This is a genomic window from Roseovarius sp. THAF27 (assembly GCF_009363655.1).
In the GTDB taxonomy this organism is placed as follows: Bacteria; Pseudomonadota; Alphaproteobacteria; order Rhodobacterales; family Rhodobacteraceae; genus Roseovarius.
The window spans coordinates 1825185-1850877 of the sequence record NZ_CP045393.1 but is presented as its reverse complement, the minus strand read 5'-3'; the positions used below and the strand labels follow the sequence as shown (position 1 = coordinate 1850877).

At 63.2% G+C, this 25693-nt stretch carries 22 protein-coding genes, 1 other RNA gene and 1 riboswitch; of the genes, 9 read left to right on the top strand and 14 right to left on the bottom strand.

From position 1 onward, the window contains the following. Window positions 1–2: 2 nt before the first annotated feature. The 5 genes from FIU89_RS09170 to FIU89_RS09150 all read right to left on the bottom strand — a co-directional run bounded on the left by FIU89_RS09170 (window position 3) and on the right by FIU89_RS09150 (window position 6271). Window positions 3–1169: a cyclopropane-fatty-acyl-phospholipid synthase family protein gene (locus tag FIU89_RS09170; RefSeq protein ID WP_152494458.1), complete on the bottom strand. Its 1167-nt coding sequence runs from the start codon at window positions 1167–1169 to the stop codon at window positions 3–5. 116 nt (window positions 1170–1285) lie between these two features. After that, window positions 1286–2710: a deoxyribodipyrimidine photo-lyase gene (locus FIU89_RS09165; RefSeq protein ID WP_152492315.1), complete on the bottom strand. Its 1425-nt coding sequence runs from the start codon at window positions 2708–2710 to the stop codon at window positions 1286–1288. 55 nt (window positions 2711–2765) lie between these two features. Further along, window positions 2766–3992, bottom strand: coding sequence for an aminotransferase class V-fold PLP-dependent enzyme (locus FIU89_RS09160; RefSeq protein WP_152492314.1), 1227 nt, complete (start codon window positions 3990–3992; stop codon window positions 2766–2768). 107 nt (window positions 3993–4099) lie between these two features. After that, entirely contained in the window at window positions 4100–5806 is a 1707-nt protein-coding gene (locus FIU89_RS09155; protein WP_152492313.1) for a BCCT family transporter, read from the bottom strand. Between the two features lie 48 nt (window positions 5807–5854). Next, on the bottom strand, window positions 5855–6271 hold the full coding sequence (locus tag FIU89_RS09150) for a universal stress protein (protein WP_152492312.1): 417 nt from the start codon (window positions 6269–6271) through the stop codon (window positions 5855–5857). Between the two features lie 289 nt (window positions 6272–6560). Here FIU89_RS09150 and ssrA point away from each other — a divergent pair. Then, window positions 6561–6909: a transfer-messenger RNA gene (gene ssrA / locus FIU89_RS09145) on the top strand. Between the two features lie 53 nt (window positions 6910–6962). Here ssrA and FIU89_RS09140 read toward each other — a convergent pair. Next, complete coding sequence (locus FIU89_RS09140; RefSeq protein ID WP_254701838.1) at window positions 6963–7205, bottom strand: DUF2383 domain-containing protein; 243 nt, start codon at window positions 7203–7205, stop codon at window positions 6963–6965. A 387-nt stretch (window positions 7206–7592) separates the two neighbouring features. Between FIU89_RS09140 and chrA the strand changes: the two genes are divergently transcribed. The 5 genes from chrA to FIU89_RS09115 all read left to right on the top strand — a co-directional run bounded on the left by chrA (window position 7593) and on the right by FIU89_RS09115 (window position 11271). Further along, on the top strand, window positions 7593–8837 hold the full coding sequence (chrA, locus tag FIU89_RS09135; protein WP_152492310.1) for a chromate efflux transporter: 1245 nt from the start codon (window positions 7593–7595) through the stop codon (window positions 8835–8837). Between the two features lie 67 nt (window positions 8838–8904). Beyond that, a complete protein-coding gene (locus FIU89_RS09130) occupies window positions 8905–9393 on the top strand; it encodes an SspB family protein (RefSeq protein ID WP_152492309.1) in 489 nt (162 codons plus the stop codon). 89 nt (window positions 9394–9482) lie between these two features. Then, window positions 9483–10880, top strand: a complete 1398-nt coding sequence (gene fumC, locus FIU89_RS09125; protein ID WP_152492308.1) for a class II fumarate hydratase — start codon at window positions 9483–9485, stop codon at window positions 10878–10880. Further along, entirely contained in the window at window positions 10877–11056 is a 180-nt protein-coding gene (locus FIU89_RS09120; protein ID WP_152492307.1) for a DUF4169 family protein, read from the top strand. The genes fumC and FIU89_RS09120 overlap by 4 nt, the downstream gene beginning before the upstream one ends. Further along, the gene (locus tag FIU89_RS09115) at window positions 11053–11271 is read left to right on the top strand and encodes a ribbon-helix-helix domain-containing protein (protein ID WP_152492306.1); all 219 of its coding nucleotides are present in this window, start codon (window positions 11053–11055) and stop codon (window positions 11269–11271) included. The genes FIU89_RS09120 and FIU89_RS09115 overlap by 4 nt, the downstream gene beginning before the upstream one ends. A 147-nt stretch (window positions 11272–11418) precedes the next feature. On the opposite strand, the gene FIU89_RS22920 is transcribed toward FIU89_RS09115, so the two are convergent. The 4 genes from FIU89_RS22920 to FIU89_RS09095 form a co-directional block, all read right to left on the bottom strand. Beyond that, window positions 11419–11688, bottom strand: a complete 270-nt coding sequence (locus FIU89_RS22920; protein WP_172978068.1) for a hypothetical protein — start codon at window positions 11686–11688, stop codon at window positions 11419–11421. A gap of 46 nt (window positions 11689–11734) precedes the next feature. Next, a complete protein-coding gene (locus FIU89_RS09105) occupies window positions 11735–13102 on the bottom strand; it encodes a cytochrome P450 (protein ID WP_152492304.1) in 1368 nt (455 codons plus the stop codon). Further along, window positions 13099–14307, bottom strand: coding sequence for a hypothetical protein (locus tag FIU89_RS09100; RefSeq protein ID WP_152492303.1), 1209 nt, complete (start codon window positions 14305–14307; stop codon window positions 13099–13101). The genes FIU89_RS09105 and FIU89_RS09100 overlap by 4 nt, the downstream gene beginning before the upstream one ends. 166 nt (window positions 14308–14473) lie before the next feature. Further along, window positions 14474–15226, bottom strand: coding sequence for a cytochrome c biogenesis CcdA family protein (locus tag FIU89_RS09095; RefSeq protein ID WP_152492302.1), 753 nt, complete (start codon window positions 15224–15226; stop codon window positions 14474–14476). A gap of 105 nt (window positions 15227–15331) precedes the next feature. Here FIU89_RS09095 and FIU89_RS09090 point away from each other — a divergent pair, with 105 nt between their 5' ends. The 3 genes from FIU89_RS09090 (at window position 15332) to thiC (ending at window position 18214) form a co-directional block, all read left to right on the top strand. Beyond that, entirely contained in the window at window positions 15332–15559 is a 228-nt protein-coding gene (locus FIU89_RS09090; protein WP_152492301.1) for a sulfurtransferase TusA family protein, read from the top strand. A 197-nt stretch (window positions 15560–15756) separates the two neighbouring features. Then, window positions 15757–16122, top strand: a complete 366-nt coding sequence (locus FIU89_RS09085; RefSeq protein WP_172978067.1) for a phasin family protein — start codon at window positions 15757–15759, stop codon at window positions 16120–16122. Window positions 16123–16186: 64 nt separating this feature from the next. After that, window positions 16187–16308: riboswitch (TPP riboswitch) on the top strand. A 106-nt stretch (window positions 16309–16414) separates the two neighbouring features. Further along, window positions 16415–18214: a phosphomethylpyrimidine synthase ThiC gene (thiC, locus tag FIU89_RS09080; RefSeq protein ID WP_152492299.1), complete on the top strand. Its 1800-nt coding sequence runs from the start codon at window positions 16415–16417 to the stop codon at window positions 18212–18214. A gap of 250 nt (window positions 18215–18464) precedes the next feature. Here thiC and FIU89_RS09075 read toward each other — a convergent pair whose 3' ends face one another. The 4 genes from FIU89_RS09075 to FIU89_RS09060 form a co-directional block, all read right to left on the bottom strand. Continuing rightward, on the bottom strand, window positions 18465–21224 hold the full coding sequence (locus tag FIU89_RS09075) for a ribonuclease E/G (RefSeq protein ID WP_152492298.1): 2760 nt from the start codon (window positions 21222–21224) through the stop codon (window positions 18465–18467). A 469-nt stretch (window positions 21225–21693) separates the two neighbouring features. Continuing rightward, entirely contained in the window at window positions 21694–22449 is a 756-nt protein-coding gene (locus tag FIU89_RS09070) for an SDR family NAD(P)-dependent oxidoreductase (RefSeq protein WP_152492297.1), read from the bottom strand. Window positions 22450–22512: 63 nt separating this feature from the next. Next, window positions 22513–23847: a sigma-54 dependent transcriptional regulator gene (locus tag FIU89_RS09065; RefSeq protein ID WP_152492296.1), complete on the bottom strand. Its 1335-nt coding sequence runs from the start codon at window positions 23845–23847 to the stop codon at window positions 22513–22515. Between the two features lie 6 nt (window positions 23848–23853). Continuing rightward, entirely contained in the window at window positions 23854–25629 is a 1776-nt protein-coding gene (locus tag FIU89_RS09060; RefSeq protein WP_152492295.1) for an ATP-binding protein, read from the bottom strand. Window positions 25630–25693 lie beyond the last annotated feature (64 nt).

The window sequence follows — 25693 nt, the reverse complement described above, 5'->3', positions numbered from 1 at the left end:
GGTTACGGGCATTCCTTGCAGGGCCTTGCGATTGTAATCTGTGTTACATCGCAGTTACCCGTATGAAACGCCGCCGCACAAGAGGTGAGATAAAAATTCCACATCCGCCTGAAGCGGGTATCGAAGCCCATCCTGGCGATCTGGTCCCATTTCTCGTTGAAGGTGTCGTGCCAGCGACGCAGAGTCTGGCTGTAGCTTTCGCCGAACTCGACCGACTGCCGGAACAGCAGACCGGCCCGTTCCACCTGGGCTTTTAGCGCGCCGGGGCTGGGTAACATGCCGCCCGGAAAGATGTACTTCTGGATGAAGTCGACATCGTTTCGGTAGGATTCGAAGCGATCGTCCCCCACGGTGATTATCTGCAGCGTCGCTTGACCTCCGGGTTTCAGACGCTCGCGCACCGCGTCGAAATAGACCGGCCAATATTGTTCGCCGACAGCCTCGAACATCTCGATGCTGGCGATGCCGTCGTAATGGCCTGTCTCATCGCGGTAATCCTGCAACTTGAAGGTCACGAGGTCGGACAATCCGGCAGTCGCGATTCGGTCCTGCGCGTACTTGAACTGCTCTTCGCTGATCGTCAGGCAGGTGACCCGCAGCCCCCTCGTCCCGGCGGCATACTCGGCAAACCCGCCCCAGCCACAGCCGATTTCGAGCACGTGATCACCCGGCTTCGCGCCCATCTGGTCGACCATCGAGGCATATTTCGCGGTCTGCGCAGCCTCCAGGCTTTCCTGCCCGGTTTCGAAGATGGCACTGGAATACGTCATCGTCTCGTCCAGCCACAGACGGTAGAAATCATTGCCCAAGTCGTAATGATAGCTGATGTTGCGCCGAGCCTGTTTCCTGGTATTCCGCTGAAACCAGAAGCGGAGCTTTTCATAGAGTTCGACGATTTTCTGGCCGGGATAACCATTGTACATGTCGTCGTTGTCGCTGTTGACGAGGTCCATGAAGGCCTGAAGGTCCGGCGTGGTCCACCACCCGTCCAGGTAGGCATCGCAAAAACCCAGGTATCCCTCGCGCAGCATACGGGCAAAGAGGTCGTGATTGTGAACGTCGATCCGTGCCACGGGGCCCGGCGCCTGGCCCTCGACACGAAAAACGCGGCCATCCTCGAGGCCGATATCAAGTCGTCCGTGCTGAAGTGTTCCGGCAACCTCGAACATCTTGGTGAAATACCGTGGCAGCGCGGTCTGGCCGGCCGTGTCGGTCAGGATCGTCTCACGCGCCGCCTTCGCGGTTGCAATCGGCGGCGCGGCGCCGGCAGATGGTCTCGGGGAATTCAAAACGGTCTCTCTTCATAGGCTCTCAGCGCACGCTCACGGCCTTCTGAAAGGCTGATGATGCGCTCGGGATAGGTGTCGTCTGGCCGCATCGTCCAACTACGCGGGATCGCATCGAAATAGCTGAGGGCGGTTTTCGTCGGGCGGCTTCGCCCCTCTGCGATCCAGCGACGGCGGTACGCCCCGTCCGGATCGAACTTGTCCAGCTGGGTTTCGGGGTTGAAGACGCGGAAATAAGGCGTCGCGTCCGGTCCGCTGCCCGCCGCCCATTGCCAGCCCATCGCGTTCGACGCCACATCCCAGTCCGTCAGGCAGTCGTCAAACCATGCCCGGCCCACTTTCCAATGCGTCATCAGGTGCTTGGTCAGGTAACTGGCAACGATCATCCGGGCCCGGTTGTGCATTTTGCCCGTGACGTACATCTCGCGCATGGCGGCATCGACGAAGGGTTCGCCGGTACGGCCCTGCTTCCACGCCTTGACCTCCGCGCGGCGTTCATCGTCGTTCCACGGAAACGCGTCCCATTCCTCACGCCAGTTGCGGTCTTTTATCCGGGGTGTGTGATAGAGCAGGTGATACGCGAATTCGCGCCAGACCAGTTCCTGAAGCCAGGTCTCGGCGCCCTTGCCGCCGCCGTTCTGCAACGCACGCTGCCCGGCATGCCAGCATTGTGCCGGGGAAATCTCGCCGTAGGTCAGGTTTTCCGACAGCCCCGAGGTGCCGTCTTCCGCCGGAAAGTCGCGCTGTTTTCCGTAATCGGAGATCGCCTGGCCGGTAAACCACCCCAGCCGGCCATGCGCCGCCTCTTCACCCACGCGCTGGTGCGGCCGGCAGACCTCGGCGCCCCGGTCCATTGCGGCGCCCAGGTTCCAGCCGTCCAGATCGTCGGATTTCGGCCAGCTTGAAGGCGCGGGAATTTTCGAGGGGGTAGACAACGGCGCATCCACGTCGCGGTCGCGAACGGCCCGCCACATCGGCGTGTAGACCTTGTAGAAACCGCCGGCCTTCGTCTCGACGGTCCAGGGCTCGAACAACAGGTGGCCGGTATGACTTTCGGCCTCGATGCCTGCGTCCTTGAGGGACGATTTCACCTCGGTGTCCCGTTCGATCGCGTCCGGGTCATAGGCCCGCGACCAGTAGACCGCCCCTGCCCCGGTCTCTTTCGCCAGGTCCTCCAGAACATCGACAGCCTTGCCTGCGCGGAACACGATGCGGCTGCCCTTGTCGCGCAGCCGTTTGTCGAGGTCCGCCAGAGACAGACCCAAGCGCCATTTCGACGCCGCCCCAAGGTCATCCACCAGCTTGTCGCGAACAAACACCGGAACCACGGGACCGCCACGGTCGACCGCGGCGGTCAGCGCCGGATGATCCGACAGCCGCAGATCGCGGCGCAACCAAAGAAGTGTTGGTTTTGTATCTGCCAAGCTCGTCGTCCCCCCGCGTCAGTCAGGGGCTATACGGCCTGCATTTCCCCGTGGATCAAAGACAAGTTTCCAAAGCAGTCAACAGTTTGTCCACTTCGGCCTTGTTTGTGTAATGTACGAAGCTAAGCCTCAGAACGCCCTTGTCCAGATCAATCCCCATGGATTGCAACGGCCGCGCCCCGTAGAAGTCTCCACCACCGGCCATGAGGCCATGAGCCGCCAGTTTTTCGGCCATCTCGCGCCCTGAGCCGGGCAATTCGACCGCCACTGTGGGCGCTTTCAAAGCGGCGTCACTCGGCCCGATCAGGCGTAGCGTATTCCTGTCCGCCAGATAATCCAACAAGGGTTGAAGCAACGCTGTCTCATGCGCCCGCATGAGATCGTGCACACCGGCGCTGCGCTCTGCCGCGTCCCCGGTGCAGCCATGATGTTCCGCCAGTGTGTCGTAGTAATCTGCCATTCCGGCGCAGGCCGCCACCTGCGCGTGGTCGGGCCCCGCCGGCGTGAACCGCTTGTACAGGCTGTCGGCATTGAACCAATGTGCCTGGTTGGGCAGCATCTCGCCAAGCTCGCGTCGGATCGTCATGATCCCCTGATGCGGCCCGTATGTCTTGTAGGCCGAGAATAGGTAGATATCGGCACCCAAATCGCCCACGTTGACGAAGCCGTGCGGCGCGTAAGAGACGCCGTCCACGCAAACGAAGGCGCCGGCGGCATGGGCCGCGGCCGTGATCTCGACCACCGGGTTCACCGCCCCGACGATATTCGAACAATGCGGAAAACAGACCAGCCTGACCCTTTCGTCCAGCAAAGCCTCCAGATCGTCCAGCCGCAAGAGACCCGTTTCGCTGTCGATCCTCCATTCGCGAATCTCGATACCCGCATCGCCCAGGCGTCTCCATGGGCCGGAATTCGCTTCGTGATCCTGATCCGTCACGATGATTGCGTCGCCAGGGTTCATCCAGTCACGGAAGGCCTGCGCCAGGACATATGTGTTTTGCGTCGTGGAAGGCCCAAAGCTCAGCTCGTCGGTTGCGACGCCAAGCATCGCGGCCAACCGTGTTCGCGCCTCGTCCATCTCCTCGCCGCCAAGACGACTGGCCTCAAAAGGGCCATAAGGTTGAACCTTGCGCTGATGGTAGAACCGCGTCAGCCGCTCTATCACCGGCGCACAGGTGTAGGATCCGCCCGCATTCTCGAAAAAGGCCTGTCCGTTAAGGCCGGGTTCGGCGAAGGCTGGGAACTGCGCCCGCACGAAATCAATTTCCAAAGCTTTCGTCATCCATCCCTCCCCGATTGTTCGGGCTGACCAAACAGCAAAGCCCCCCGAGGTGCAAGAACTCGGGGGGCTTCAAAGTTATTGTGGTGCCAGCGTTGTCGCTGGCTGCGTCAGGCGCGTTTCTCGGACGCCAGACCGCGCCAGATTGCGTAGCACATGACCAGCAGTACCAAGGTGAACGGCAAGCCTGTCGAAATTACCGCCGATTGCAGCGAGGAAAGCCCCCCGCCGATCAACAGCACGACGGCCACGGCGCCCTCGAAGATGCACCAGAACACGCGCTGCGCCACCGGAGCATCGACCTTGCCGCCGGCCGTGATCGTGTCGATCACAAGGCTGCCCGAGTCCGACGAGGTGACGAAGAACACGATCACCAGCACGATGCCGATTACCGATGTGATCGTCGCTAGCGGCAACTGGTCCAGCATGTAGAACAGCTTCAGTTCCAGAGCCGCATCTTGTGCGCCGGTGTATCCGTCACTGACCACCTGGTTGAGCGCGGTGCCGCCGAAGACGGTCATCCAGAGCACGCAGACAAGCGTCGGGATGATCAGGACACACGTCACGAATTCGCGCACCGTACGACCGCGGCTGACGCGAGCGATGAACATGCCGACAAAGGGCGACCAGCTGATCCACCACGCCCAATAGAACGAGGTCCAGCCCTGGCTGAAGTTCAGGTCTTCACGGCCAAGCGGATTGGACAGGGCAACGAGGTTCTGCAGGTAGGCCCAGATGCTGTCGAAAAACAGCGTGATCAGGAAGATCGGCCCGCCCACGAAGAACACGAACAACAGCAACAACGCTGCAAGGCCCATGTTGATCTCCGACAGGACCTTCACGCCGCCATCCAGACCCCGGACGACCGAGACCAGGGCAACCGCGGTAATGGCCGAGATCAGGATCACCAGCAGAAGCGGGTTGTTCTCGACACCGCTTTCCTCGTTATTGCCATAGGCGATGCCCAGGAACGACCGCGTGCCTTCAGCCGCGTCACCGCTGCCGAAGAGATAGGTCAGACCCGACGCCGTTTGTTCCGCACCGAAACCCAGCGAAGTGGCGAGGCCGAAAAGCGTGGCGAAAACCGCCAGCGTGTCGATGATATGGCCGGTCCAGCCCCAGACACGATCGCCGAAGATCGGATAGAAGGCCGAACGCAGCGTCAGCGGCAAACCTTTGTTATAAGAGAAAAGTGCCAGTGCCAGTGCGACGACCGCATAGATCGCCCAGGGATGCAGGCCCCAGTGAAAGATGGTCGCGGCCATGCCCAGACGTTGTGCCGCCGCCTCGTCACCGCCCGCGGCTCCAAGCGGCGCCCAGTCCGTCCGCACGCCCTCTTCCATCGATGTTCCACCCAGCGAACTGGAGAAATGGCTCATCGGTTCGGACACACCAAAGAACAGCAGACCAATGCCCATGCCAGCAGCGAACAGCATCGCGAACCAGCCCAAGTAGGAATAGTCCGGCGTCGCATCCGTCCCGCCGAGTCGGACCGAGCCATAGGGCGTCACGATCAGGAAAAGGCAGAAAATCACGAAGATGTTGGCAGCGCCAAGGAAGAACCAGTCAAAGCCCTTGGTGACGGCGCTGAAGAGCCAGTCAAACAGGCCCGAGGCCTGCTCAGGCAGGGCCAGCGCGTAAAAAACGAACGCGACGATGGCGAGACCCGAAATCAGAAAGACCGGATTGTGGATATCAAGGCCGAACGGCCCGATCTTGGTTTCGATATTGTCCTGACCGATCTTGTAGTCGGTCTGTATGAGGTTCGTGGTGCCTTCCGGCTCCGGGATCCCCTGGGTTGTCGTTTCGTCGGCCATGCACGACCTCCTCTGTGTAAAACTTGATTTGGGCAGCGCTAGACGCGATCAGGTGCGGACAACCATGACCGAGCATTCGGCGTGTTCCGCGATCTTTCCGCCGTTGGACGGCCAAACGTAATCCATGATGTTCGGCACATGACTGGCCATCACGACCAGATCAGCGCCGGTGTCCTTGACCGCCTTCAGCAGGATGTCGTCCACGTCGGAACTCGGATCGTGGCTGACCAGCGCGTCGCCTGACGCGGTGAAGCCGTTGGCCGATCCCTGATCTTTCGCGAACGCGTCGAGCTTTTCCGCGTACTCGGCAGGCGTGTGGGCCATGGAACTCGGGGTAGAACTTGTGACGCCGACAAAAATCACTTCGGCATCGTAGTGCTTGGCCAGGTCTGCGGTACATTTGAGCGCCTTCTCGAGACGATCCATATGTGCCAAATCGACCGGAGCCATGATCTTTTTGAACATGTGTGTCCCTCCTGTTGCGCACCGTTTGTCGCGGCTCTTTTCGGCTGCGTGCGCAGGTCCCCAGGGATCCATGGCGAACCCACGGACTGCCCTGTCTGGGCAAGACTAACCCGTTTGACGACCGAACTTCAATGAAATGCGGCCTATTTCCTGGCGCATGCGACATGACACATGCACGGCAAAGGGGATTTGCGTGCTTGTCTAAGGGCGCACTGAACGGGTGCCATGCAATTTATCCAGGCGCATCGGCAACGGATTCGCCCGAATTTTCGGCATTCATGGTCCTGCATCCCGTTGCAAAATCCCATGACGTAACTATGTTGAAGGTGTCCTTCGGGACTATGGACATAAACGCGCTCGTAATAAGCGGATCGGACCCGGGGGCGGTACCCGGCGGCTCCACCAATCACCCGTCGTTGGAGGGATACGGGGCCGAAACAGGATCGACGAACGTCTAAAGGGGTTTGCTTTGTCCCGGTGAGATACCACCGTTATCGGTTCGCTAAGCATAATTGCCAACGACAATCGTGCTCCGGTCGCAATGGCTGCGTAAGCAGTCGGAGTAACCGAAAATTAAGTCCTGGCCTCTAGCAAGGTCAGGCGGGGTTCGCAGGCACCTGGCAACAGAAGCCTGCACTTCACCTAATTTCACAAAGCTTTGGGAAGCCCCTTGATGTCGCGTCAGCGCGCGTCAGTCGGCGAGGTGTCTCGCATCCTGCACCAGCCGTGCGACCTGCCCCCGCTGGCGGCTGAGAAGCGACAGATCCTCTTCATCGCGCGCTGCGGCCATCGCCTCGTGGTAAAGCTGCATGATCCGTTCCTCGCCTTTTATCACCGAATTGAGCACATCTTCGTCGATGTCATCAAAGACCGCACGGGTCTTGATGACGAGGCGCTGCACGGTGGAAAAGAAACTGCCGTCCTCGTCTGGCACACATCCATGCGTGCGCAACTGCGCCGACAAATCTGCCTCGTGCGCCGTATGCGTCGCGGTACTCGGCAGAAGTGTTCAGTGTCATGAAATAAGCCCCATCAATCCTTATTAACGCGCCGACGTCGCATCATGTTCCGACAGGCATTGCCCGACTTTCCAATTCGCCACATCAGGTTGTGGGGCACATCTGCGACGACCCCGTGAGGCTTTGACCCAAAGTCGCATGCACTGAACCTTGCGCAATCGCGTTTCGGTCGGCCTGTCACGACAGCTTCGAAACGACCATGTGCAGTTGATATCCGGAATTCCCATCCACGATGCACTGTACCGATGGGTCCGCGACGGGTATGACGAAGGCCATGACTGGCCAGTGACGCGAGATGCGCGATGACGGTATCGCTTAGCAAGATGTTCCGCGTGTTCGGGCGGATCGGGATATTGTCCTTTGGCGGGCCTGCCGCGCAGATTTCCCTTATGCAGACAGAACTGGTGGACCGCCACAAATGGCTGACCGAGACGCAATTTCTGCAAGCGTTGTCCTTCTGCATGCTTCTGCCCGGGCCCGAGGCGATGCAACTGGCCACCTACGCGGGCTGGAAGCTGCGCGGCGTTCCGGGCGGGCTGCTGGCGGGACTGTTGTTCGTGCTTCCGGGTGCCGCGGTCATCTTCGCGCTGGCGTTCGGCTACGCCTATTTCGGCCAGTTGCCCCTGGTGCAGGTCTTGTTCGCCGGCATCAAGGCCGCCGTGGTCGTCATCGTCTTTCAGGCCCTGTATAAGCTGTCGCGCCGGGCATTGAAAGGCGGGCTCGCCTATGCGCTCGCGCTCGCCGCATTCGTCGGAATTTTTTTCCTGTCGGTCCCCTTTCCCGCCATCATCGCGCTCGCGGCCACCGTCGGCCTCGTTTTCGCGTCCGCAAACCCGCCCGAAGCCAAGGCGTCGACGCCGGTGTACCCGGGCAATACCCTGCGCACGGTTCTGCTGTGGGGGGCGGTCTGGGCCGCGCCCCTCATGATTCTGTGGGTCGTGAACGCCTCTCTGCTTTTGCAGATAGGTCTGTTCTTCTCCAAGCTCGCCGTGGTGACCTTCGGCGGGGCTTATGCCGTGCTGGCCTACATGACGCAAGAAATCGTGCAATCCTACGGCTGGCTCAGCACGGACCAGATGATCGACGCGCTCGGGCTTGCGGAAACCACGCCGGGGCCGCTCATCCTCGTGACGCAATTCGCTGGTTTCATGGCGGGCTTCCTGCAAGTTGGCCCCGGACTGGCCACAGTGGCCGCGCTCGTGACGCTTTGGGTCACGTTCGTCCCATGTTTTCTCTGGATTTTTGCCGCCGCTCCCTATGTCGAGTCGTTGTTGTCCCGCCCCCGCCTGAAGGGCGCATTCGATGCGATATCCGCCAGTGTCGCGGGCGTGATCCTCAACCTTGCTGTCTGGTTCACACTGCACGTACTCTTCACAGAGACAGCACAGGGCGGATATGGCCCCGTCCTGCTGCTCGAAAACCTTTCGCCTCAGAATGCGCTTCTGGTCGCACTTGCGTCGTTTCTCTATCTGGTGATGCGTGTGCCGATGGTTGCCGGCCTGCTGATCATGGCCTTACTCGCATGGGGCGTGGATCTGTTGATCTGAGATGCGCGGCCTCTTTTGTTTTGCTTCGAATCCCTTATTGTGAGGTGCAAGAGGTTCGGGGACCAAGATGCCGCATTCGATTGATTATGGAAAACTGATGCATCGCGCCATGCGCGGCCTGATCCAGGAGGTGCTGTGCAGCGTGCGGGACAATGGACTGCCCGGCGCGCATCATTTCTTCATCACCTTCGAGACGACCCATCCCGACGCGGAACTCGCCGACTGGCTCCGCGAACGCTATCCCAGCGAGATGACCGTGGTGATGCAGCACTGGTTCGACGATCTGGACGTCACCGACGAAGGGTTCACCGTCACACTCAATTTCGGCGACAGCCCCGAGACGTTGTATATCCCCTATGACGCGATCCAGACCTTTGTGGATCCGTCGGTCGAATTCGGGCTTCGGTTCGAGTCTCAGGAAGACGACGAAGAAGATGAGGACAACGACGACAGTGCCGGCGAACCGGACGAAGCCGATAGTGTCGAGGTCGACGAAGATGACGTCGCCAAGCCTCGGGACGCCGAGGTCGTGAGTCTCGACAGCTTCCGCAAGTGACGTGCCGACAGGGTAATTCATAAGACACGGCGTTGATCTTTCCGCTTGGTCCGGTATGAAGCCCAAAAGCAGTTCCAGGAGACGCCGACATGACCTCTACCCGTACAGAATCCGACAGTTTCGGCCCGCTGGAGGTTCCTGCGGAAAAATACTGGGGGGCACAGACGCAGCGCTCGTTGATGAATTTTCCCATCGGCTGGGAAAAACAGCCGGTTGCGATCGTGCGCGCGCTCGGCGTGATCAAGAAGGCTTGCGCCATGGCCAACAAGGAGGCGGGCGTTCTGGACGCCAAGCTGGCGGACGCAATCATCGAAGCGGCGGGTGAAGTCGTCGAGGGCAAGCTGGACGACCATTTCCCCTTGGTGGTCTGGCAGACGGGTTCGGGCACGCAATCGAACATGAACGCCAACGAGGTCATCGCCAACCGCGCGATCGAGATCCTCGGCGGAACCATCGGCAGCAAGGACCCCGTTCACCCCAACGATCACTGCAACATGGGGCAATCCTCGAACGACACCTTTCCGACCGCGATGCATATTGCCACGGCCATGTCGGTGCGTGATGTCCTGCTGCCGGGGCTGGAGAAACTCGCCGCAGGGTTGGAGGAAAAGTCCAGCGAATTCAAGGATATCATCAAGATCGGCCGCACCCATACGCAGGATGCGACGCCGTTGACTCTGGGCCAGGAATTCTCGGGCTACGCCCACCAGGTCCGCCAGGGAATCGCTCGGGTCGAGACCGGCCTTCCGGGCATTTACGAGCTGGCCCAGGGAGGCACGGCCGTGGGCACGGGCCTCAACACCCGCAAGGGCTGGGGCGAAACGGTGGCGGCGAACATGGCCGAGATCACCGGCCTCCCCTTCGTCACCGCGCCCAACAAGTTCGAGGCGCTGGCGGCCCATGACGCGATGGTTTTCCTGTCCGGCGCAATCGCGACCGTGGCAGGCAGTTGCTACAAGATTGCCAATGATATCAGGTTCTTGGGAAGTGGCCCGCGCTCTGGCCTGGGCGAGTTGATCCTGCCGGAGAACGAGCCCGGATCGTCGATCATGCCGGGCAAGGTGAACCCGACGCAGGCCGAGGCACTGACCCAGGTCGCGGCGCACGTGATGGGCAACGATTCGGCGATCAAGTTCGCAGGCAGCCAGGGGCATTTCGAGCTCAATGTCTACAACCCGATGATGTCGTATAACCTGTTGCAATCCATACAGCTTTTGGGTGACGCGGCGGACAGCTTCACCGAGCGGATGCTGCTGGGAATCGAGGCCAACGAGCCCCGGATCGAGAAGCTGATGAAGGAAAGCCTGATGCTGGTGACGGCGCTGGCGCCGACCATCGGCTATGACAATGCCACCAAGGTCGCCAAGACAGCGCACAAGAACGGTACCACTTTGAAAGAAGAGGCAATTTCGCTGGGGTTCGTGGACGAAAAGACCTTTGACGAAGTGGTGCGGCCCGAAGACATGATCGGCCCGAAAGACGCATGAGCGAGTTCGTCAATCTCAACCGCGTTCGGAAGGCGAAGAATCGCGTGAAAAAGCGGGCACAAGCTGATGAAAACGCAGTGAAATTCGGTCGAACCAAGGTTGATCGAGAGGTTGACGAGGCAAGAGCGAAAAAGGCGCGGGAAGCGCTGCGGCAGCATCGCCTGGACGACGAGTGAGCCGGCCGGTCAAACGGTCTCTGACCCTGCGCGGGCACCGGACAAGCGTGTCCCTGGAAGATGATTTCTGGAAGGCTTTCAAGGAGATAGCCGGCGAAGAAGATGTGCCGGTAAACCTGCTGGCCGCCCGGATCGACGCGGCGCGGGGCGTGGAGATGGGGCTGGCGTCGGCGATCCGGCTCTACGTTCTGCGGCATTACCGGGAAAAAGGTTAACGGATCCGGTAACGCCGAAACCCACGTCGGTATCGCGTCGGTATCCGAGTGGTAATGCGGCGGTGCCGTTGTCATTCGACGGCCCGATTAACACACCGCACGGGCTTTACCCGTTCTTAATCCTGATTGCGTCAACTTGGGGCCATGTCAGAGCTTCGTCTTTTGTTGCCCGCGGACCTTTGGATGCGGAAGATCTTCGACGCGAAAGCGGCGCGGGCTGGCGGCGTTGTCCGACGCAGCGTGAGGGACATCGAGCGGATCGTGGGGCGTGAGCGGTTCCGGCGCGAGATAACGCGACGGGGCTATCATGCGGTCGAGAACGCGGGACAGGTCGAAATCTTTTGCAATAACGAGCGTGTGTCGGTTTGGTGCTGAAGCCAAAAGCTTTGAGAAAGCTTTTGGCAAATCTTTTCTCAAAAGATTTGCCCCGGCCCAAAGTGTTTCCGGGACACATTGAATCGCTTTAGTCGCGCGGCGTGACCTTGAGCCAGATGCCGTCCTTGCCGCGCACGGTCAGGTGCGCCACCGGTATGGCGGGGCGCTCGGACACCAGATCGAAGCGGTACGCGGCGACCAGCATGGACAACAGGAGCGGCCCCTCGATCATCGCGAATCCGGCCCCGGTGCAGACCCGCTGGCCGGCGGAGAACGGCATGTAGGCATTGCGCAAACAGGTCTTGCCGTTCTCGGTGGCAAAGCGGGCCGGGTCGAAATCGTCCGGGCGCTCCCAGAGGCGCTCGTGGCGGTGCTGGTGCCACGGGCTGAGGACGATCTGGCTGCCTTTCGGAACCGCGCGGTCGCGGAAGGTTTCAGGACAGGCGGCCTCGCGCACCATCATCGGCACGGGCGGGTAAAGGCGCAGGGTTTCGCGAAAGACATCGCGCGAGACGCGCAGTTTGCCCATGTCCGAAAAACCCATGGTGCCCTCCGTCAGCACGCCTTGCGCCTCGGCCGCCAGACGGTCCTGCCAGTCGGGATGCATGGCCAGCAGGTAGAGCGCCCAGGCGAGGGCCGAAGCGGAGGTTTCGTGCCCCGCAAGAAAGAAGATCGCCACCTGGTCGACCATCTCGGGCGTGTCGAAGCGGTCGCCGGTTTCGGAGTCCGTGGTGGTCATGATCTTGGTGGCCAGATCGTCGGGCGCGGTGCCCGCAGCGATCTCATCCATTCGGCGGGTCGTCAGGCGGGTGATAAGGTCGCGGATGGTGCGGGCGGTGGCCTTGGTTTTGGCTCGGTGAAAGCGGGGGAACCAGCGCGGCAGCGGCAGGAAGGCGGCAAGGTTCAGCATGGGCTGGGTGCGCTGGTGCTCGCGGAACTCGTTGAAGACGCGGGTGGCAATCTCGTCCTCGATCGGGATCGAGAAGAGCGTGCGGAAGATCACGTCGGCGGCGACGTGGCTGGTCTCGGCCTCAATCTCGACGGGCTGGCCGGTGGCGTGCCCGGCCAGACGGGCCACGGCGCCCTGCCCCGCGGCGAGCATGGCTGGGAAGGTATCGCGCAGGCGCCCGCCCTCGAAGGCCGGGTCGATGATACGGCGCTGGCGTTTCCATGTCTCACCGTTCGTGACGAAGACGGAATTGCCGAGAAGCGGCGTGAGGCCCTCACGCACGCGGTCGGACTTGGGGAAGTCGTCGGGGCGGTTTTTCAGCACGAGGTCAACAAGCTCTGGCTGGTTGCAGAGGTAGGAGCGGAAGAACGGCGTGCGGAATTCGGCCATCCACGCGCGGTAGAGCCGTGCGGGCTGGGCCGAGAGGATGTCCTGACGGAAAAGCCGCATGTAGCGCCAGAGTGAAACGCGGCCCTCGCGCGCCGGGGGCTTGGGGGGCTGCGTCATGCCGCCATGCTCGTGAAACGGGAGGTGGCGCGGGTGATGCGGCTGGGCGACGGGGCGCGGTCGGCGTAGCGGTGGCCCAAGGTCTGCGGGCCGGCGGTGATCTGGAAATAGTCGTAGTCGCCGGGGCGGTCGAAGGCGCAGAGATACTGGAAATGCAGGCGGAAGAAGCGCCAGCGCAGGGCTTTCCAGCGCTCGGGGCTGAGTGTTTGAGTGAAGGCGGCCGACAGGATCAGCGGCCAGCGCTGGTTTTCGGGGGCGACGCCCGAGACGCCGACGGGATCGCAGAGCGCGAAGGCGCAGCCGTCGCCGGGGGCGGTGACGTCGACCCAGGTGAGTTCATCGCGGATCGAAAGGTAATGCAGGTCGGCGCGCAGGCGGTGGGCGTTTTTGAGGAAAGAGACCATGGGGACGACCTGCCCCAGCGTGAGGAAAGAGAGTATCGGGCCGTTGTGCGGTACGCGGCCCTGGCGGATCAGGTCGGCGAGGATGGAGACACCCAGATGCGCGCCGGAGGAATGGCCGACCACCAGCACCTCGTCCACGTCCGTGGTGAGCGCCGCGGCGATCTCGTCGGTGAACTGGGCCATCCGCGCCTCCAGCTCGGGCGGGTTGGCGCCCTTGGATTGGGCCGAATAGGCGTAGTCGTGCATGAGGTAGTAGGCGAAGAGCTTGTTGTCGCGGGCCTTGAACCAGTGGAGCACGGGCGGGACCACCGCGAGGCCCGCCCAGGCCGCGTAGGGGTGCAGGAGCGCCAGCAGGCGGCCCAGGGCGTAGGCCAGCGCGAGGGCGATCATAAGCTGCACGATCAGGAACCCCACCGGGTAGAGCGCGGCGATGACCGGCCCCTTGCGCAGGCGCATCAGGCGGAAGAGCGCGCCCGAGGCGATATAGGTCCAGGCGGTGCGGATGAGTTGCAGGTAGGTGCCGGCGATGCCGCGTTCCATGCTGTCGCGGACGATGTCGGACCACACCAGCACGTCGAACTCGGTATGGATGTCGTGCCCGTCGATCTGCGCATCGACCTGCCAGCCATAGCGGCCTTCGGATTTGCGGGCGGAAAGGGTGAGGTCATAGCCCGAGAGGCCCGCCTGTTCCGCGCCCTCCTTGCGGTAGAGCTCGCGGTAGCGGCGCGGGTGGATGGGATCGTATCCCGGGATATAGAACACCCGGCGGCGGGTGACGGGGGCTTGGGTGGGGCTGCTCATGCCAGACCTGTCTTGGCCTCTTCTTTGGGGAGAGGTTAATCGAAGTCTTGGGCAAGAGTAAGGCTGTTGTGCGACAGAGGATCCGGGACCCGATCGGGGATCTCTTGCCGAGGCGCGGCTGGGCGAGGTCCCGGGTCGGGCCCGGAACGGGGGCGGACAGAGGCCCCTAGCCCATCATGGCCAGCGCCGGGAACATCTCGAGCAGCCAGTAGGAGAAGGCGGCGAACCCGCCGGTCAGCATCAGCAGGCCGATGGTCCAGAGCAGGAGCCCCATGATACGCTCGATCTGGTCCATGTGGCGTTTCATCCAGGCCATGAGCCCGGAAAGGCGCGGCAGGAAGGCGGCCACGAGCAGGAACGGGATGCCCAGGCCCGCGGCATAGACCGCGAGCAGCAGCGTGCCGCGCGTGACCGAGGCCTCGGAGGCGGCGAGCGACAGGATCGCGCCGAGCTGCGGTCCGATGCAGGGGGTCCAGCCGAAGGCGAAGGCGAGGCCGAGGATATAGGCGCCGAAACTGGTGCCGCCCTTGTCGCCCACGTCGAGCCGGGCCTCGCGGTCCATGATGCCGATGCGGAAGATGCCCAGGAAATGCAGGCCGAAGATCATCACGATGAGGCCCGCGGCGGTGTTGAACCAGTCCTGGTATTGCAGCAGCTCACGGCCCATGGCCGAGGCGGCGAAGCCCAGCAGAAGAAACACGGTCGACAGGCCCAGCACGAAGAAGAGTGCGGGCAGGATCGCCTTGTTGCGGGACGTTTGCGCGGTTTGCAGGTCGGTGACGGTGACGCCGCTCATGTAGGCGAGGTAAGGCGGAACGATGGGCAGCACGCAGGGGCTGAGAAACGAGAAGACGCCGGCCACCAGCGCGATGGCCATGGCGGGGATCAGGGTGGCGTCTATGAGATCGATTCCGAACATGGACCCCCGTGTATTGCAAAACGAAGGGGGCGTCACGCGACGCGGCGTCACGGGGCGGTCACATCTCGGTGGACAGGCTGTAACGGTTGGATTACCTCCCGAGCCATGAGCGAACCTGAGATCATCGACGCCGTGGGGCTCTTGTGCCCCCTGCCCGTGCTGAAGCTGCGCAAGCGGATGAAGCCGCTGGGCACCGGCGACGTGATCGTGCTGCGGGCGGATGATCCGGCGGCGGTGATCGACGTGCCGCATTTCTGCGCCGAGGCGGGGCATGAGCTGATCGAGACGGTCGAAGACGGGACGGCCACGCTTTACCGGGTGCGCAAGGGCTGAGCCGCACGGGGGGTGCGACAACGGCGCGGCCCCCAGCGGCCCGGTTGCGCTGTACCTCGGGCCGGCTACGTCATATAATTGTTACAGTTCCGAATGGCGCGAGGCGCATGTTTCGGTGTGGTGTGCCAGATCGGACGACATTCCCGCAAAGACCGCGCCACCGCGGCCTTTGCCGAAGCTCGGAAGGAGTGGCGCAAATGGCGAAATCGACGAAAAAGACCACCGAAACCCCGGACGCGACCGACCCGGCCCATGCCGGCATGGTCGCGGCGATGGCCGCGTTCAGCCCCGTGGCCACGACGGCGTGGTTCGACATGATGCAGGAGAGCATGCGCTTTGTGACCGAGCGGCTGGAGAAGGACCTGGAGGCGCAGCGCGCGATGCTGGCCTGCAGGACGCCGCAGGAGCTGATGCAGGTGCAGAGCGATTTCATGAAGAAGGCGTTCACGGACTACACCGAAGAGACGCGACGGATGATGGAGATGATGGGCGTGGCGTTGCGGGTCGATATCAAGGACACCACCCCCACGACCCGGCGCAATTACGACGACGTGCCGGTCTGATCCGAAACCCGCCGCAGCTTTTTCCGAATATCCGTTGAAATCACGGCGACGCTTCGCTAGCCTCCCGCTTACGCAGGGGGGTCCCGCCCAGGGGACTGAGAGGCTGACGAGGGCATATGCCCGGTGACGCGACCCTTTGAACCTGACCCAGTTGACACTGGCGTAGGAAGCTAGGATCGCATCCCCGGCCCGCCCGGGTTGTCGTCCGAAGACGGGGCGCATCGTCCCCGCGTTTCCCCCAAGCCACGACTCATCTGGTGTCTTTTCGAGTAACCGCTTGAGGAGCGCCAAAATGAACGTACCCAATCCCAAGATCACCACGGGCGAGTTGCCCGCGTCGCGCAAGATCTACGTGAAAGGCACGCAACACCCCGATATCCGCGTGCCGATGCGCGAGATCTCCGTGCATCCCACGTCCGGCGAAGACCCCCTGCCCGTCTATGACAGTTCAGGGCCTTATACCGATCCGAACGTGCTGACCGATATCCGCGAGGGCCTGCCCCGCCTGCGCCGCGACTGGATCGAGGCGCGTGGCGATGTCGAAGAGTACGAGGGCCGTCATGTGAAGCCCGAGGATAACGGTTTCGTCGAAGGCGACCGCCTGACGCCGGAATTTCCCAAAATCGCCGCTCCGATGCGGGCCAAGGACGGCAAACCAGTCACTCAGCTGGCCTATGCCCGTGCGGGCATCGTGACGCCGGAGATGGAATTCATCGCGATCCGCGAGAACCAGATGCGCGAGGTCGTGGCCGAAGCCCGCGACGGCAATGACTGGGGGGCCAATATCCCCGATTACGTGACGCCCGAATTCGTGCGTGACGAGGTTGCGGCGGGCCGGGCGATCATTCCGGCCAATATCAACCACCCCGAGAGCGAGCCGATGATCATCGGGCGCAATTTCCTGGTGAAGATCAATGCCAACATGGGCACCTCCGCCGTGACATCCTCGATGGAGGAGGAAGTCGATAAACTTGTCTGGGCGATCCGTTGGGGTGCCGATACGGTGATGGACCTCTCTACGGGGCGCAACATCCACAACACGCGCGAATGGATCATCCGCAACTCCCCGGTGCCGATCGGGACCGTGCCGATCTACCAGGCCCTGGAAAAGGTGAACGGCATTGCCGAGGACCTGACCTGGGAGGTGTTCCGCGACACGCTGATCGAACAGGCGGAACAGGGGGTGGATTATTTCACCATCCATGCGGGCGTGCGGCTGCACATGGTGCCGATGACGGTGGACCGGGTGACGGGCATCGTGTCGCGCGGCGGGTCGATCATGGCCAAGTGGTGCCTGCACCATCACCGCGAGTCGTTCCTGTATGAGCATTTCGAGGAAATCTGCGACATTTGCCGGGCCTATGACGTGTCGTTCAGCCTTGGCGACGGGCTGCGGCCCGGGTCCATCGCGGATGCCAATGACGAGGCGCAGTTCGCCGAGCTGGAGACACTGGGGGAGCTGACACAGATCGCCTGGGCCAAGGATTGCCAGGTGATGATCGAGGGGCCGGGCCATGTGGCCATGCACAAGATCAAGGAGAACATGGACAAGCAGCTGGAATGCTGTCACGAGGCGCCGTTCTATACGCTGGGACCGCTGACCACGGATATCGCGCCAGGGTACGACCATATCACCAGCGGGATCGGGGCGGCGATGATCGGCTGGTTCGGCTGCGCGATGCTGTGCTACGTGACGCCGAAAGAGCATCTGGGCCTGCCCGACCGGGACGATGTGAAGACGGGTGTGATCACCTACAAGATCGCGGCCCATGCGGCGGACCTTGCCAAGGGCCTGCCGGGGGCGCAGCGGCGCGACGATGCGCTGTCACGGGCCCGGTTCGAGTTCCGCTGGGAGGACCAGTTCAACCTGTCGCTGGACCCCGAGACGGCGCGCGAGTTCCACGACCAGACCCTGCCCAAGGAGGCGCACAAGGTTGCGCATTTCTGCTCGATGTGCGGGCCGAAATTCTGCTCGATGCGGATCAGCCATGACATCCGCGCCGAGGCGCAGAAGGAAGGGATGGAGAAGATGGCCGCGAAGTTCCGCGAAGGCGGGGATTTGTACGTGCCGGTGGACGAGGCGGAGGAGTGAGTGCCGGGTTGACCCGGCACTCATCCCGGACCTGATCCGGGATCTCTTCGCGTGGAGATCCTCGGGTCGAGCCCGAGGATGACGGCGCGTGGGGGGCGAGTGGCATCCCGGACTTGAGTCGGGAGCTCTGACCGATGAGGTCCCGGGTCAGGCCCGGGACGGCGTGGGCAAGAGGCGCGCTTCGCACCATGTGCATCAAATAAAAACGCCGGGGTCCTGCCCCGGCGTTTTTCGTTTTGGTCAGAGCAACTTAGCCGCCGAAAGACCACCAGCCCTTGCGCTTGGGCTTATCATCGTCCGCCGCTTGCTTGGCGGCCTCGCCCGTGTCCGCGGCTTCGGCGGCGACCGGCTCGGGCTTCTTGCGGGTCGAGGTCGAACGCGTGCGCGGTTTCCTGGCAGGCTTGGCCTCGGCTTCGGGTTGGGGCGCCGGATCCTGAGCCGTTTCGGCGGCTTCGGGGGCGGGTTCTGCCGCCGTTTCCGCCGCCACCTCGGGTGCAGGTTCTTCCTTTTTCTTGCTGCGCGAGCGCGGCTTGGGCTTTGGCTTCTCCGCAGGTTTGTCCCCGGACGCGGCCTCGGCATTCTCTGCCGGGGCCTCGTCCTGCGCGGCCTCTTCCTTGGGCGTGTCGTCGGTCTTTTTCTTGCGGGACCGGCTCACGCGCTTGGGCTTTTCGTCTTTCGGCGTCTCGTCGGAGGCTTCTTCGGACTTGGCCGCGACAGGCTCGGCCTCGGACGGTTTGTCTTCCGTCTGCGGCGCGTCCCGGCGCTCGGACTGGTCGTTGTCCGACGCGTCGTTGTTGTCGCGGGTTTCGCCGTTCTGCCCGTTTTCGCCATTGCCCGACTTGGAGCGCGAGCGCGACCGGCGGCGGCGCCGGCGCTTTTTCTTGGGCTGGCCGTCGCCGCCGTCGTTGCGCCCGTCATTGCCCTCGTTCTCGGGCGCGGGAGGCGCCTCGGCGGGATCGGGCGTCTCGGCCTCCTCGGCGGCGTCGATATCGTCCATCAGCGAGCTGTCGACGGACACCACCGCCGCGGCGGTCTGCTTGACGTTGCGGGTGGCGGTCTTGAATTTCTCGAGCGAGAAATCGGGGCTGACCAGCGAAGGGTCGCCCTCGATCCGCACCGACAGGCCGTAGCGGCCCTCGATCTGGGCCACGTGCTCGCGCTTCTGGTTCATCAGGAAGTTGGCGATGCCCACGGGGCATTTCACCAGCACCTCGCGGGAGCGGCCACGCGTGCCCTCCTCCTCGATCTGGCGCAGGATGCTGAGCGACATGTTGTCGTCCGAGCGAATGAGGCCGGTGCCGTGGCAGGCGGGGCACGGTTGCGTCGTGGCCTCGATCATGCCGGGGCGCAGGCGCTGGCGCGACATCTCCATCAGGCCGAAGCCCGAGATGCGGCCCACCTGGATGCGGGCGCGGTCGGTCTTGAGCCGGTCCTTCATGCGCTTTTCGACGGAGGCGTTGTTCTTGCGCTCGTCCATGTCGATGAAGTCGATCACGATCAGGCCGGCAAGGTCGCGCAGGCGCAACTGGCGGGCGACCTCGTCCGCCGCTTCCAGGTTGGTCTTGAGCGCGGTTTCCTCGATCGAGCCTTCCTTGGTGGCGCGGCCGGAGTTCACGTCGATGGCCACCAGCGCCTCGGTCACGCCGATGACGATGTAGCCGCCCGACTTGAGCTGCACGGTGGGGTTGAACATCCCCGCTAGGTAGCTTTCGACCTGGTAGCGGGCGAAGAGCGGCAGGGTCTCGCCATACTGTTTCACGTTCTTGGCGTGGGACGGCATGATCATCTTCATGAAGTCCTTGGCGATGCGGTAGCCGCGCTCGCCCTCGACATGAACCTCGTCGATATCGCGATTGTAGAGGTCGCGGATCGAGCGTTTGATCAGGTCGCCCTCTTCGTAGATCTTGGCGGGCGCGATGGATTTCAGCGTCAGCTCGCGGATCTGTTCCCACAGACGTTGCAGGTATTCGTAGTCGCGCTTGATCTCGGACTTGGTGCGCTTGGCGCCTGCGGTACGCACGATCAGGCCCGCGCCCTTGGGCACGTCGATCTCGTTCGCGATCTCTTTCAGCTTCTTGCGGTCGGTGGCGTTGGTGATCTTGCGCGAGATGCCGCCGCCACGGGCGGTGTTGGGCATCAGGACGCAGTAGCGGCCCGCGAGGGAAAGATAGGTGGTCAGCGCCGCGCCCTTGTTGCCGCGCTCTTCCTTGACGACCTGCACCAGCAGGATCTGGCGGACCTTGATGACCTCCTGGATCTTGTAGCGGCGCGGGCGCGGTTTGCGCGGCGGCCGGATATCCTCGTGGTCGTCGTCATCGGCGACGGATTCGATCGTCTCGTCCTTGGAGGAGGCGTCGGTGCGCTTGGTCTCGTCGTCGTGATCATGGTCATGGTCATGATCGTGGTCGCCGCGGTCCTCGTCGCCGCGGTCCTCGTCGCCGTTGTCCTCGTCGACGCCCTCGTCCGTCTCCGGCGGCGCGGCCTCGGCATCGTTGTCGCTGGGTTCCTCGACCGGGGTTTCGGCCACGGTTTCCATGGGCGACAGGCCCTCGTCGTTGTCCGACCCGGCATCATCGAGGTCGATCGTCTCCATTCCCTCGATGTCGGACTTGGCGACCGCGTCGCCGTTGTCGGCCTCGGCCGCCTTGGACGACCGCCGCCGGCGACTGCGCTTGGGCTTGGGTTTTTCGTCTTCCTCGTCGCGCGACTTCATCGCCTCGGCATAGGCGCGTTCCTCTTCCAGGAGCGCCTCGCGGTCTGCGACGGGGATCTGGTAGTAATCTGGATGAATCTCGGAAAAGGCGAGGAAACCGTGCCGGTTGCCGCCGTAATCGACGAAGGCCGCCTGAAGCGACGGTTCGACCCGTGTGACCTTTGCGAGGTAGATGTTGCCAGCTAGCTGGCGCTTGTTCTCCGATTCAAAGTCGAATTCCTCGACCTTGTTTCCGTCGACCACCACGACGCGGGTTTCCTCCGCGTGGGTGGCATCGATAAGCATTTTCTTAGCCATGTATGTCCGTTGCATGACGAAGGCCGCCGCCCCCCGGGGGGTGCGAGCGTGCGTTGGTCATGTCTTTTTCGAGCGATATGCGACGCGCGGCAGGCCCGACCGGATCGGGTCTTGCTTTGGAACATCGATGTTCTCGCGCGCGTCATCGCGGTTCTTCTCCAGGGCTGCGGGACCTCGGCCCCTGCCCCCGTTCATGTGCCGCATCATCCCTTGGAATGTGCCGGCGTCTCGTGGTCCCTGAGGGACCCAATCGGTTGCCTCACCACCCGTCGCAGGGTTTGAAGCAGCGAAACTCGGAATTGATCCACAGGGTGGATCGTCATACCTAAATAAGGGTTTCGTGCGGTAAAACACAATGGGTAATCTTGCGCTGGCCGCAAATCGCGGCCCGGCACCGATACACGTTTAGCGAGATTGCCCACAGAGGCGGCATCCCCGCGACGGTTGCACGGCGCGGGGACCGCAGGTGTCAGGCCGAGAAGTTCGGTTGGCCGTTCGACGCCGACAGGCCACCATCCACCGGCAGCACGACGCCGTTGACGAAGACCGCGTCGGCAGAGGCCAGGAACGCGATGACGCTGGCCACCTCCTCGGGCTTGGCGCCGCGGCCCATGGGAATGCGGTCGGTGAAGCGGTCCAGAAGTGCTGCGTCCTCGCGGATGCCCTTGGACATGTCGGTTTCGGTCATCGACGGGGCCACGGCATTGACGCGGATCTCCGGCGCAAGGTCCAGCGCCATGGCGCGGGTCATGTTGCTGACCGCGCCCTTGGAGGCGTTGTAGCCGAACATCTGCCAGTCGCCGCCGAGGCCCGACACCGAGGACGTGTTGACGATGCAAGCGCCGTCGGCCTCTTTCAGATGCGACAGCGCGGCGGTGACGCAATTGAACATGCCACCGACATTGATGCGCATCTGGGCGTCAAAATCCTCGTGGCTGAGTTCGCCGGGCGCGCCGCCGCGGGCGATGCCGGCGTTGTTCACCAGGCAGGTCAGGCCGCCGAACGTGTCGACCGCCGCCTCGACCAGCCGGGCGGCATCGTCAGGCTCCGCAACGTCGCCGGGCGCGATGTGGGTATGGCGCTCGGGCAGGTCCTTGGCGACATCTTCCAGCTTGTCCCGGGTGCGTCCGTTGAGGACGACGTTCCAGCCGTCCTCGGCAAAACGGCGGGCGGTGGCGGCGCCGATACCGGAGCCGGCCCCGGTTATGATCACGGTGCGGGTCATGCTGCTCTCTCCTTTTGTGTGTTGCAGGAGAAACGCATGGCCACGGGCCGGGTTCCGGCCGGACTAGAGGTAGTCCGACCGTTGCAGGCCGTATTTCGCCATCTTCTCGTTCAGGGTGCGGCGCGGCAGGCAAAGCTCGTCCATGACGGACGCGATGGAGCCCTTGTGGCGGCGCATGGTGTTGTCGATGAGCATCCGCTCGAACGCCTCGACATATTCCTTGAGCGGCTTGCCCTCGGTCGTCATCACCGGCTGCATGTCCTGGTGATCGGACATCAGCAGCGAGGCGATGGTGCCCGAGCCCCGGCGCGATTGCAGCACGGCGCGTTCGGCGATGTTGATCAACTGGCGCACGTTGCCAGGCCACGGTGCCTGCAAGAGTTGCGCGGCCTCCTGGGCGGAGACCTGTGGCGCCTCGCAACCGTAATCGTCGGCGAAGGCGTCGGAGAAGCGGGTGAAGAGGGTCAGGATATCCTCGCCGCGCTGCCGCAGGGGCGGCACCGTGATGCGCAGCGCGCCGAGGCGGTAGAAGAGATCCGAGCGCAGCGCGTCCTCGCAGGTGCGGTCCTGTTCCTGCATGTTGGAAATGGCAACCACGCGGGTTTCGGGCGGCGTGCCTTCCTCGTTGACGAAGGTCAGCAGCTTGGCCTGCGCGGCCTCGCTGAGTTTCTCGATATCCTCCAGCACCAGCGTGCCGCCGCGGGCCTCTTCCACCGCGGGCAGGCGGGTGTCCTCGGGCTGCATCGGGCCGAAGAGGCGCTTCATCAGGGCGTCTTCCTCCAGCGCCGAGCAGGAGATCAGGACGAATTTCTTGCCCGCGCGCGCGCCGACGGCGTGCAGGGCGTGGGCCACGAGGGTCTTGCCGGTGCCGGTCTCGCCCTCGATCAGGACATGGCCGTCGGCCTGGCCCAGATCCAGGATGTCCTCCTTGAGGCGTTCCATCACCGGCGAGGCGCCGATCAGTTTCTTCATCAGCTGACCGCCATCGGACAGCTCGCGGCGCAGCGCGCGGCTATCCAGCACCATGCGGCGGGCGTTGGTGGCGCGCTTGGCCAGCTCGTTCATCCGGTCGGGGTTGAACGGCTTTTCCAGAAAATCGTAGGCCCCCACCCGCATCGCCTCGACCGCCATGGGCACGTCGCCGTGGCCGGTGATCATGATGACGGGAAGCGAGCTGTCGGTGCCCATGAGCTTTTTCAGGAACTGCATCCCGTCCATGCCGGGCATCTTGATGTCGGTGACGACGATGCCGGGATAATCGGGCCCAAGAACCTTGAGCGCCTCCTCGGCGGAGGGGAATGCCTCGGTGTCGTACCCCGAAAGCGCCAGCCATTGGCTGATCGATTGGCGCATGTCCTTTTCGTCGTCGATGATGGCGATCTTCATGGCGGTCGGCATGTCCTTCTACTCCGCTGCTCTGGTCTCATCGGGCTGAGAGTCTTCACTTAATATGGGCAGCTGCATTTCGAATACAGCCCCACCGATCGTGGCATTGCGTGCCGTGAGCCGGCCGCCAAGGTCGTTGACGATGCCCGAGGAAATGGCAAGCCCCAAGCCGACACCGTCGCCGGGCTCCTTGGTAGTGTAGAAAGGCTCGAACAGGTTCTCGATATCGGCGATGCCTGAGCCGTTGTCGCGCACGGTGAGCACGGCGGTCTCGCCCGCGGCCAGCAGCACGTCGATGCGCGGTTCGGAGGCGTTCTGGGTGGCGTCCATCGCGTTGCGCAGCAGATTGATGATGACCTGCTCGATGCGCACCCGGTCGCCCATGACCCAGACCGGGTCTTCGGGCAGGGTGCGGGTGATGTCGACCTTGCGTTCACGCAGCTGCGGCTCCATCAGGGCCAGCGCGGAATAGATCGCATCGCCCATGTTTACTGGCTGAAACTGGTTCGCGTCGCGCCGGGCGTAGGATTTGAGCTGCTTGGTGATCGCGCCCATCCGCTCGATCAGGTCGTCGATGCGCTGGAACGAGCTGACGGCCTCGTCGGGGCGGTTGCGCGACAGCAGAAGGCGGGCGCCGGCGAGGTAGGTCTTCATCGCCGCCAAGGGCTGGTTCAGCTCGTGGGAAACCGCCGCCGACATCTCGCCCAGCACGGCCAGTTTCGAGCTTTGCTGGAGGGTCTGTTCGGCCACGGCGAGGTTCTCCTGCACCCGTTGGCGCTCGGCGATTTCCCGCTGCAGCCGCGCGTTCAATGCGCGAAGCTCCGCCGACTCGCGCTGGAAGAGCGAGGCGCGCGCCGCCGTCTTGCGGTTGAGAAAGTAGAAGGCGAGCGCCAGAAGGATGGCGAAGACCATGATTTCGAGCGCCAGGACGCCGTTCACCTTGTCCCGGACCGAGGCATAGGTGGTGAACGAGGCGATGCGCCAGCCTCGGAAGGCCACCCTGCCCTCGACCCGCATCACCGCCTCGCCCTCGACATAGGCGTCGGGCGGCAGGCTGGACCAGTCGGTGGTGGCCTGGATGGCACGGAAGATCGCGGAACTGGGCGGCTCGCGCGTCAGCGCCGCCTGTTCGGTCAGGCCGCGCCAGCGCGGCTCGGTCGCCAGGATGATGCGGCCCTGCGAGTCGGTGACCAGCACGGCGTCGGAAATGCCGGCCCAGGCGCGTTCGAACTTCTGCAGGTTGATCTCGACCACGATCATGCCGGCGAGCGTCTGGTTGCTGTCTACGCGGCGCGAATAGAAGAAGCGGAAGGCGCCGGTTTCGTCCTGCACGATGGTGAAGATGTTGTCGCGGCTGCGCAGGGTATCGACGAAGTAAGGCGCGTCGCGCGCGGATTGCCCGATGCGGGCGCGGTCGGTGGCGGCCACCACCCGTCCGTCGGCATCCAGAAGCGTCAGCGAGGCGGCCTCGATCTCTTCGTTGAAGGTGATGAGGCGTTGGGACGATTGCGTGAAATTGCCCGCGTCAAGCGCGCTGATGAGCGCGGGGTCGCGGGCCAGAAGCTGCGGCACGATGGCATTCTGGCGCAACTCGGACAGAAGGTTGCCGGAGTAGAGCGCCAGGCGCAGCTCGGCCCGGTTGCGGGTGTTCTCGGTAAAGCGGTCGGTCAGCAGGCTGTTGGTGACGGCGACGACCCCGATGGCGAGCGCCACCAGCGTCAACAGCGCCAGACGCGCCCGCCAGCCCAGCGTGCGCCCGTTCCTGTCCTCGCTTGAAAAGAAGCCCGTGGCCATGCCTCAGATTACGCTGTCGCCAAGGCCGGAACAAGGGCGGTCGACGGCGCCTTTGGCAGGTTGC

Excerpts from the sequence above, each read along its gene's own strand:
- FIU89_RS09095 (WP_152492302.1), bottom strand. The coding sequence starts at position 15,226 with ATGTTCGGAATCGATCTCATAGACGCCACCCTGATCCCCGCCATGGCC.
- FIU89_RS09105 (WP_152492304.1), bottom strand. The coding sequence starts at position 13,102 with ATGACGCAGCCCCCCAAGCCCCCGGCGCGCGAGGGCCGCGTTTCACTC.
- FIU89_RS09070 (WP_152492297.1), bottom strand. The coding sequence starts at position 22,449 with ATGACCCGCACCGTGATCATAACCGGGGCCGGCTCCGGTATCGGCGCC.
- FIU89_RS09100 (WP_152492303.1), bottom strand. The coding sequence starts at position 14,307 with ATGAGCAGCCCCACCCAAGCCCCCGTCACCCGCCGCCGGGTGTTCTAT.
- thiC (WP_152492299.1), top strand. The coding sequence starts at position 16,415 with ATGAACGTACCCAATCCCAAGATCACCACGGGCGAGTTGCCCGCGTCG.
- FIU89_RS09150 (WP_152492312.1), bottom strand. The coding sequence starts at position 6,271 with ATGTTCAAAAAGATCATGGCTCCGGTCGATTTGGCACATATGGATCGT.
- FIU89_RS09120 (WP_152492307.1), top strand. The coding sequence starts at position 10,877 with ATGAGCGAGTTCGTCAATCTCAACCGCGTTCGGAAGGCGAAGAATCGC.
- FIU89_RS09130 (WP_152492309.1), top strand. The coding sequence starts at position 8,905 with ATGCCGCATTCGATTGATTATGGAAAACTGATGCATCGCGCCATGCGC.
- chrA (WP_152492310.1), top strand. The coding sequence starts at position 7,593 with ATGACGGTATCGCTTAGCAAGATGTTCCGCGTGTTCGGGCGGATCGGG.
- FIU89_RS09170 (WP_152494458.1), bottom strand. The coding sequence starts at position 1,169 with ATGTTCGAGGTTGCCGGAACACTTCAGCACGGACGACTTGATATCGGC.
- FIU89_RS09155 (WP_152492313.1), bottom strand. The coding sequence starts at position 5,806 with ATGGCCGACGAAACGACAACCCAGGGGATCCCGGAGCCGGAAGGCACC.
- FIU89_RS09075 (WP_152492298.1), bottom strand. The coding sequence starts at position 21,224 with ATGGCTAAGAAAATGCTTATCGATGCCACCCACGCGGAGGAAACCCGC.
- FIU89_RS09085 (WP_172978067.1), top strand. The coding sequence starts at position 15,757 with ATGGCGAAATCGACGAAAAAGACCACCGAAACCCCGGACGCGACCGAC.
- FIU89_RS09065 (WP_152492296.1), bottom strand. The coding sequence starts at position 23,847 with ATGCCGACCGCCATGAAGATCGCCATCATCGACGACGAAAAGGACATG.
- FIU89_RS09090 (WP_152492301.1), top strand. The coding sequence starts at position 15,332 with ATGAGCGAACCTGAGATCATCGACGCCGTGGGGCTCTTGTGCCCCCTG.
- FIU89_RS09160 (WP_152492314.1), bottom strand. The coding sequence starts at position 3,992 with ATGACGAAAGCTTTGGAAATTGATTTCGTGCGGGCGCAGTTCCCAGCC.
- FIU89_RS09060 (WP_152492295.1), bottom strand. The coding sequence starts at position 25,629 with ATGGCCACGGGCTTCTTTTCAAGCGAGGACAGGAACGGGCGCACGCTG.
- fumC (WP_152492308.1), top strand. The coding sequence starts at position 9,483 with ATGACCTCTACCCGTACAGAATCCGACAGTTTCGGCCCGCTGGAGGTT.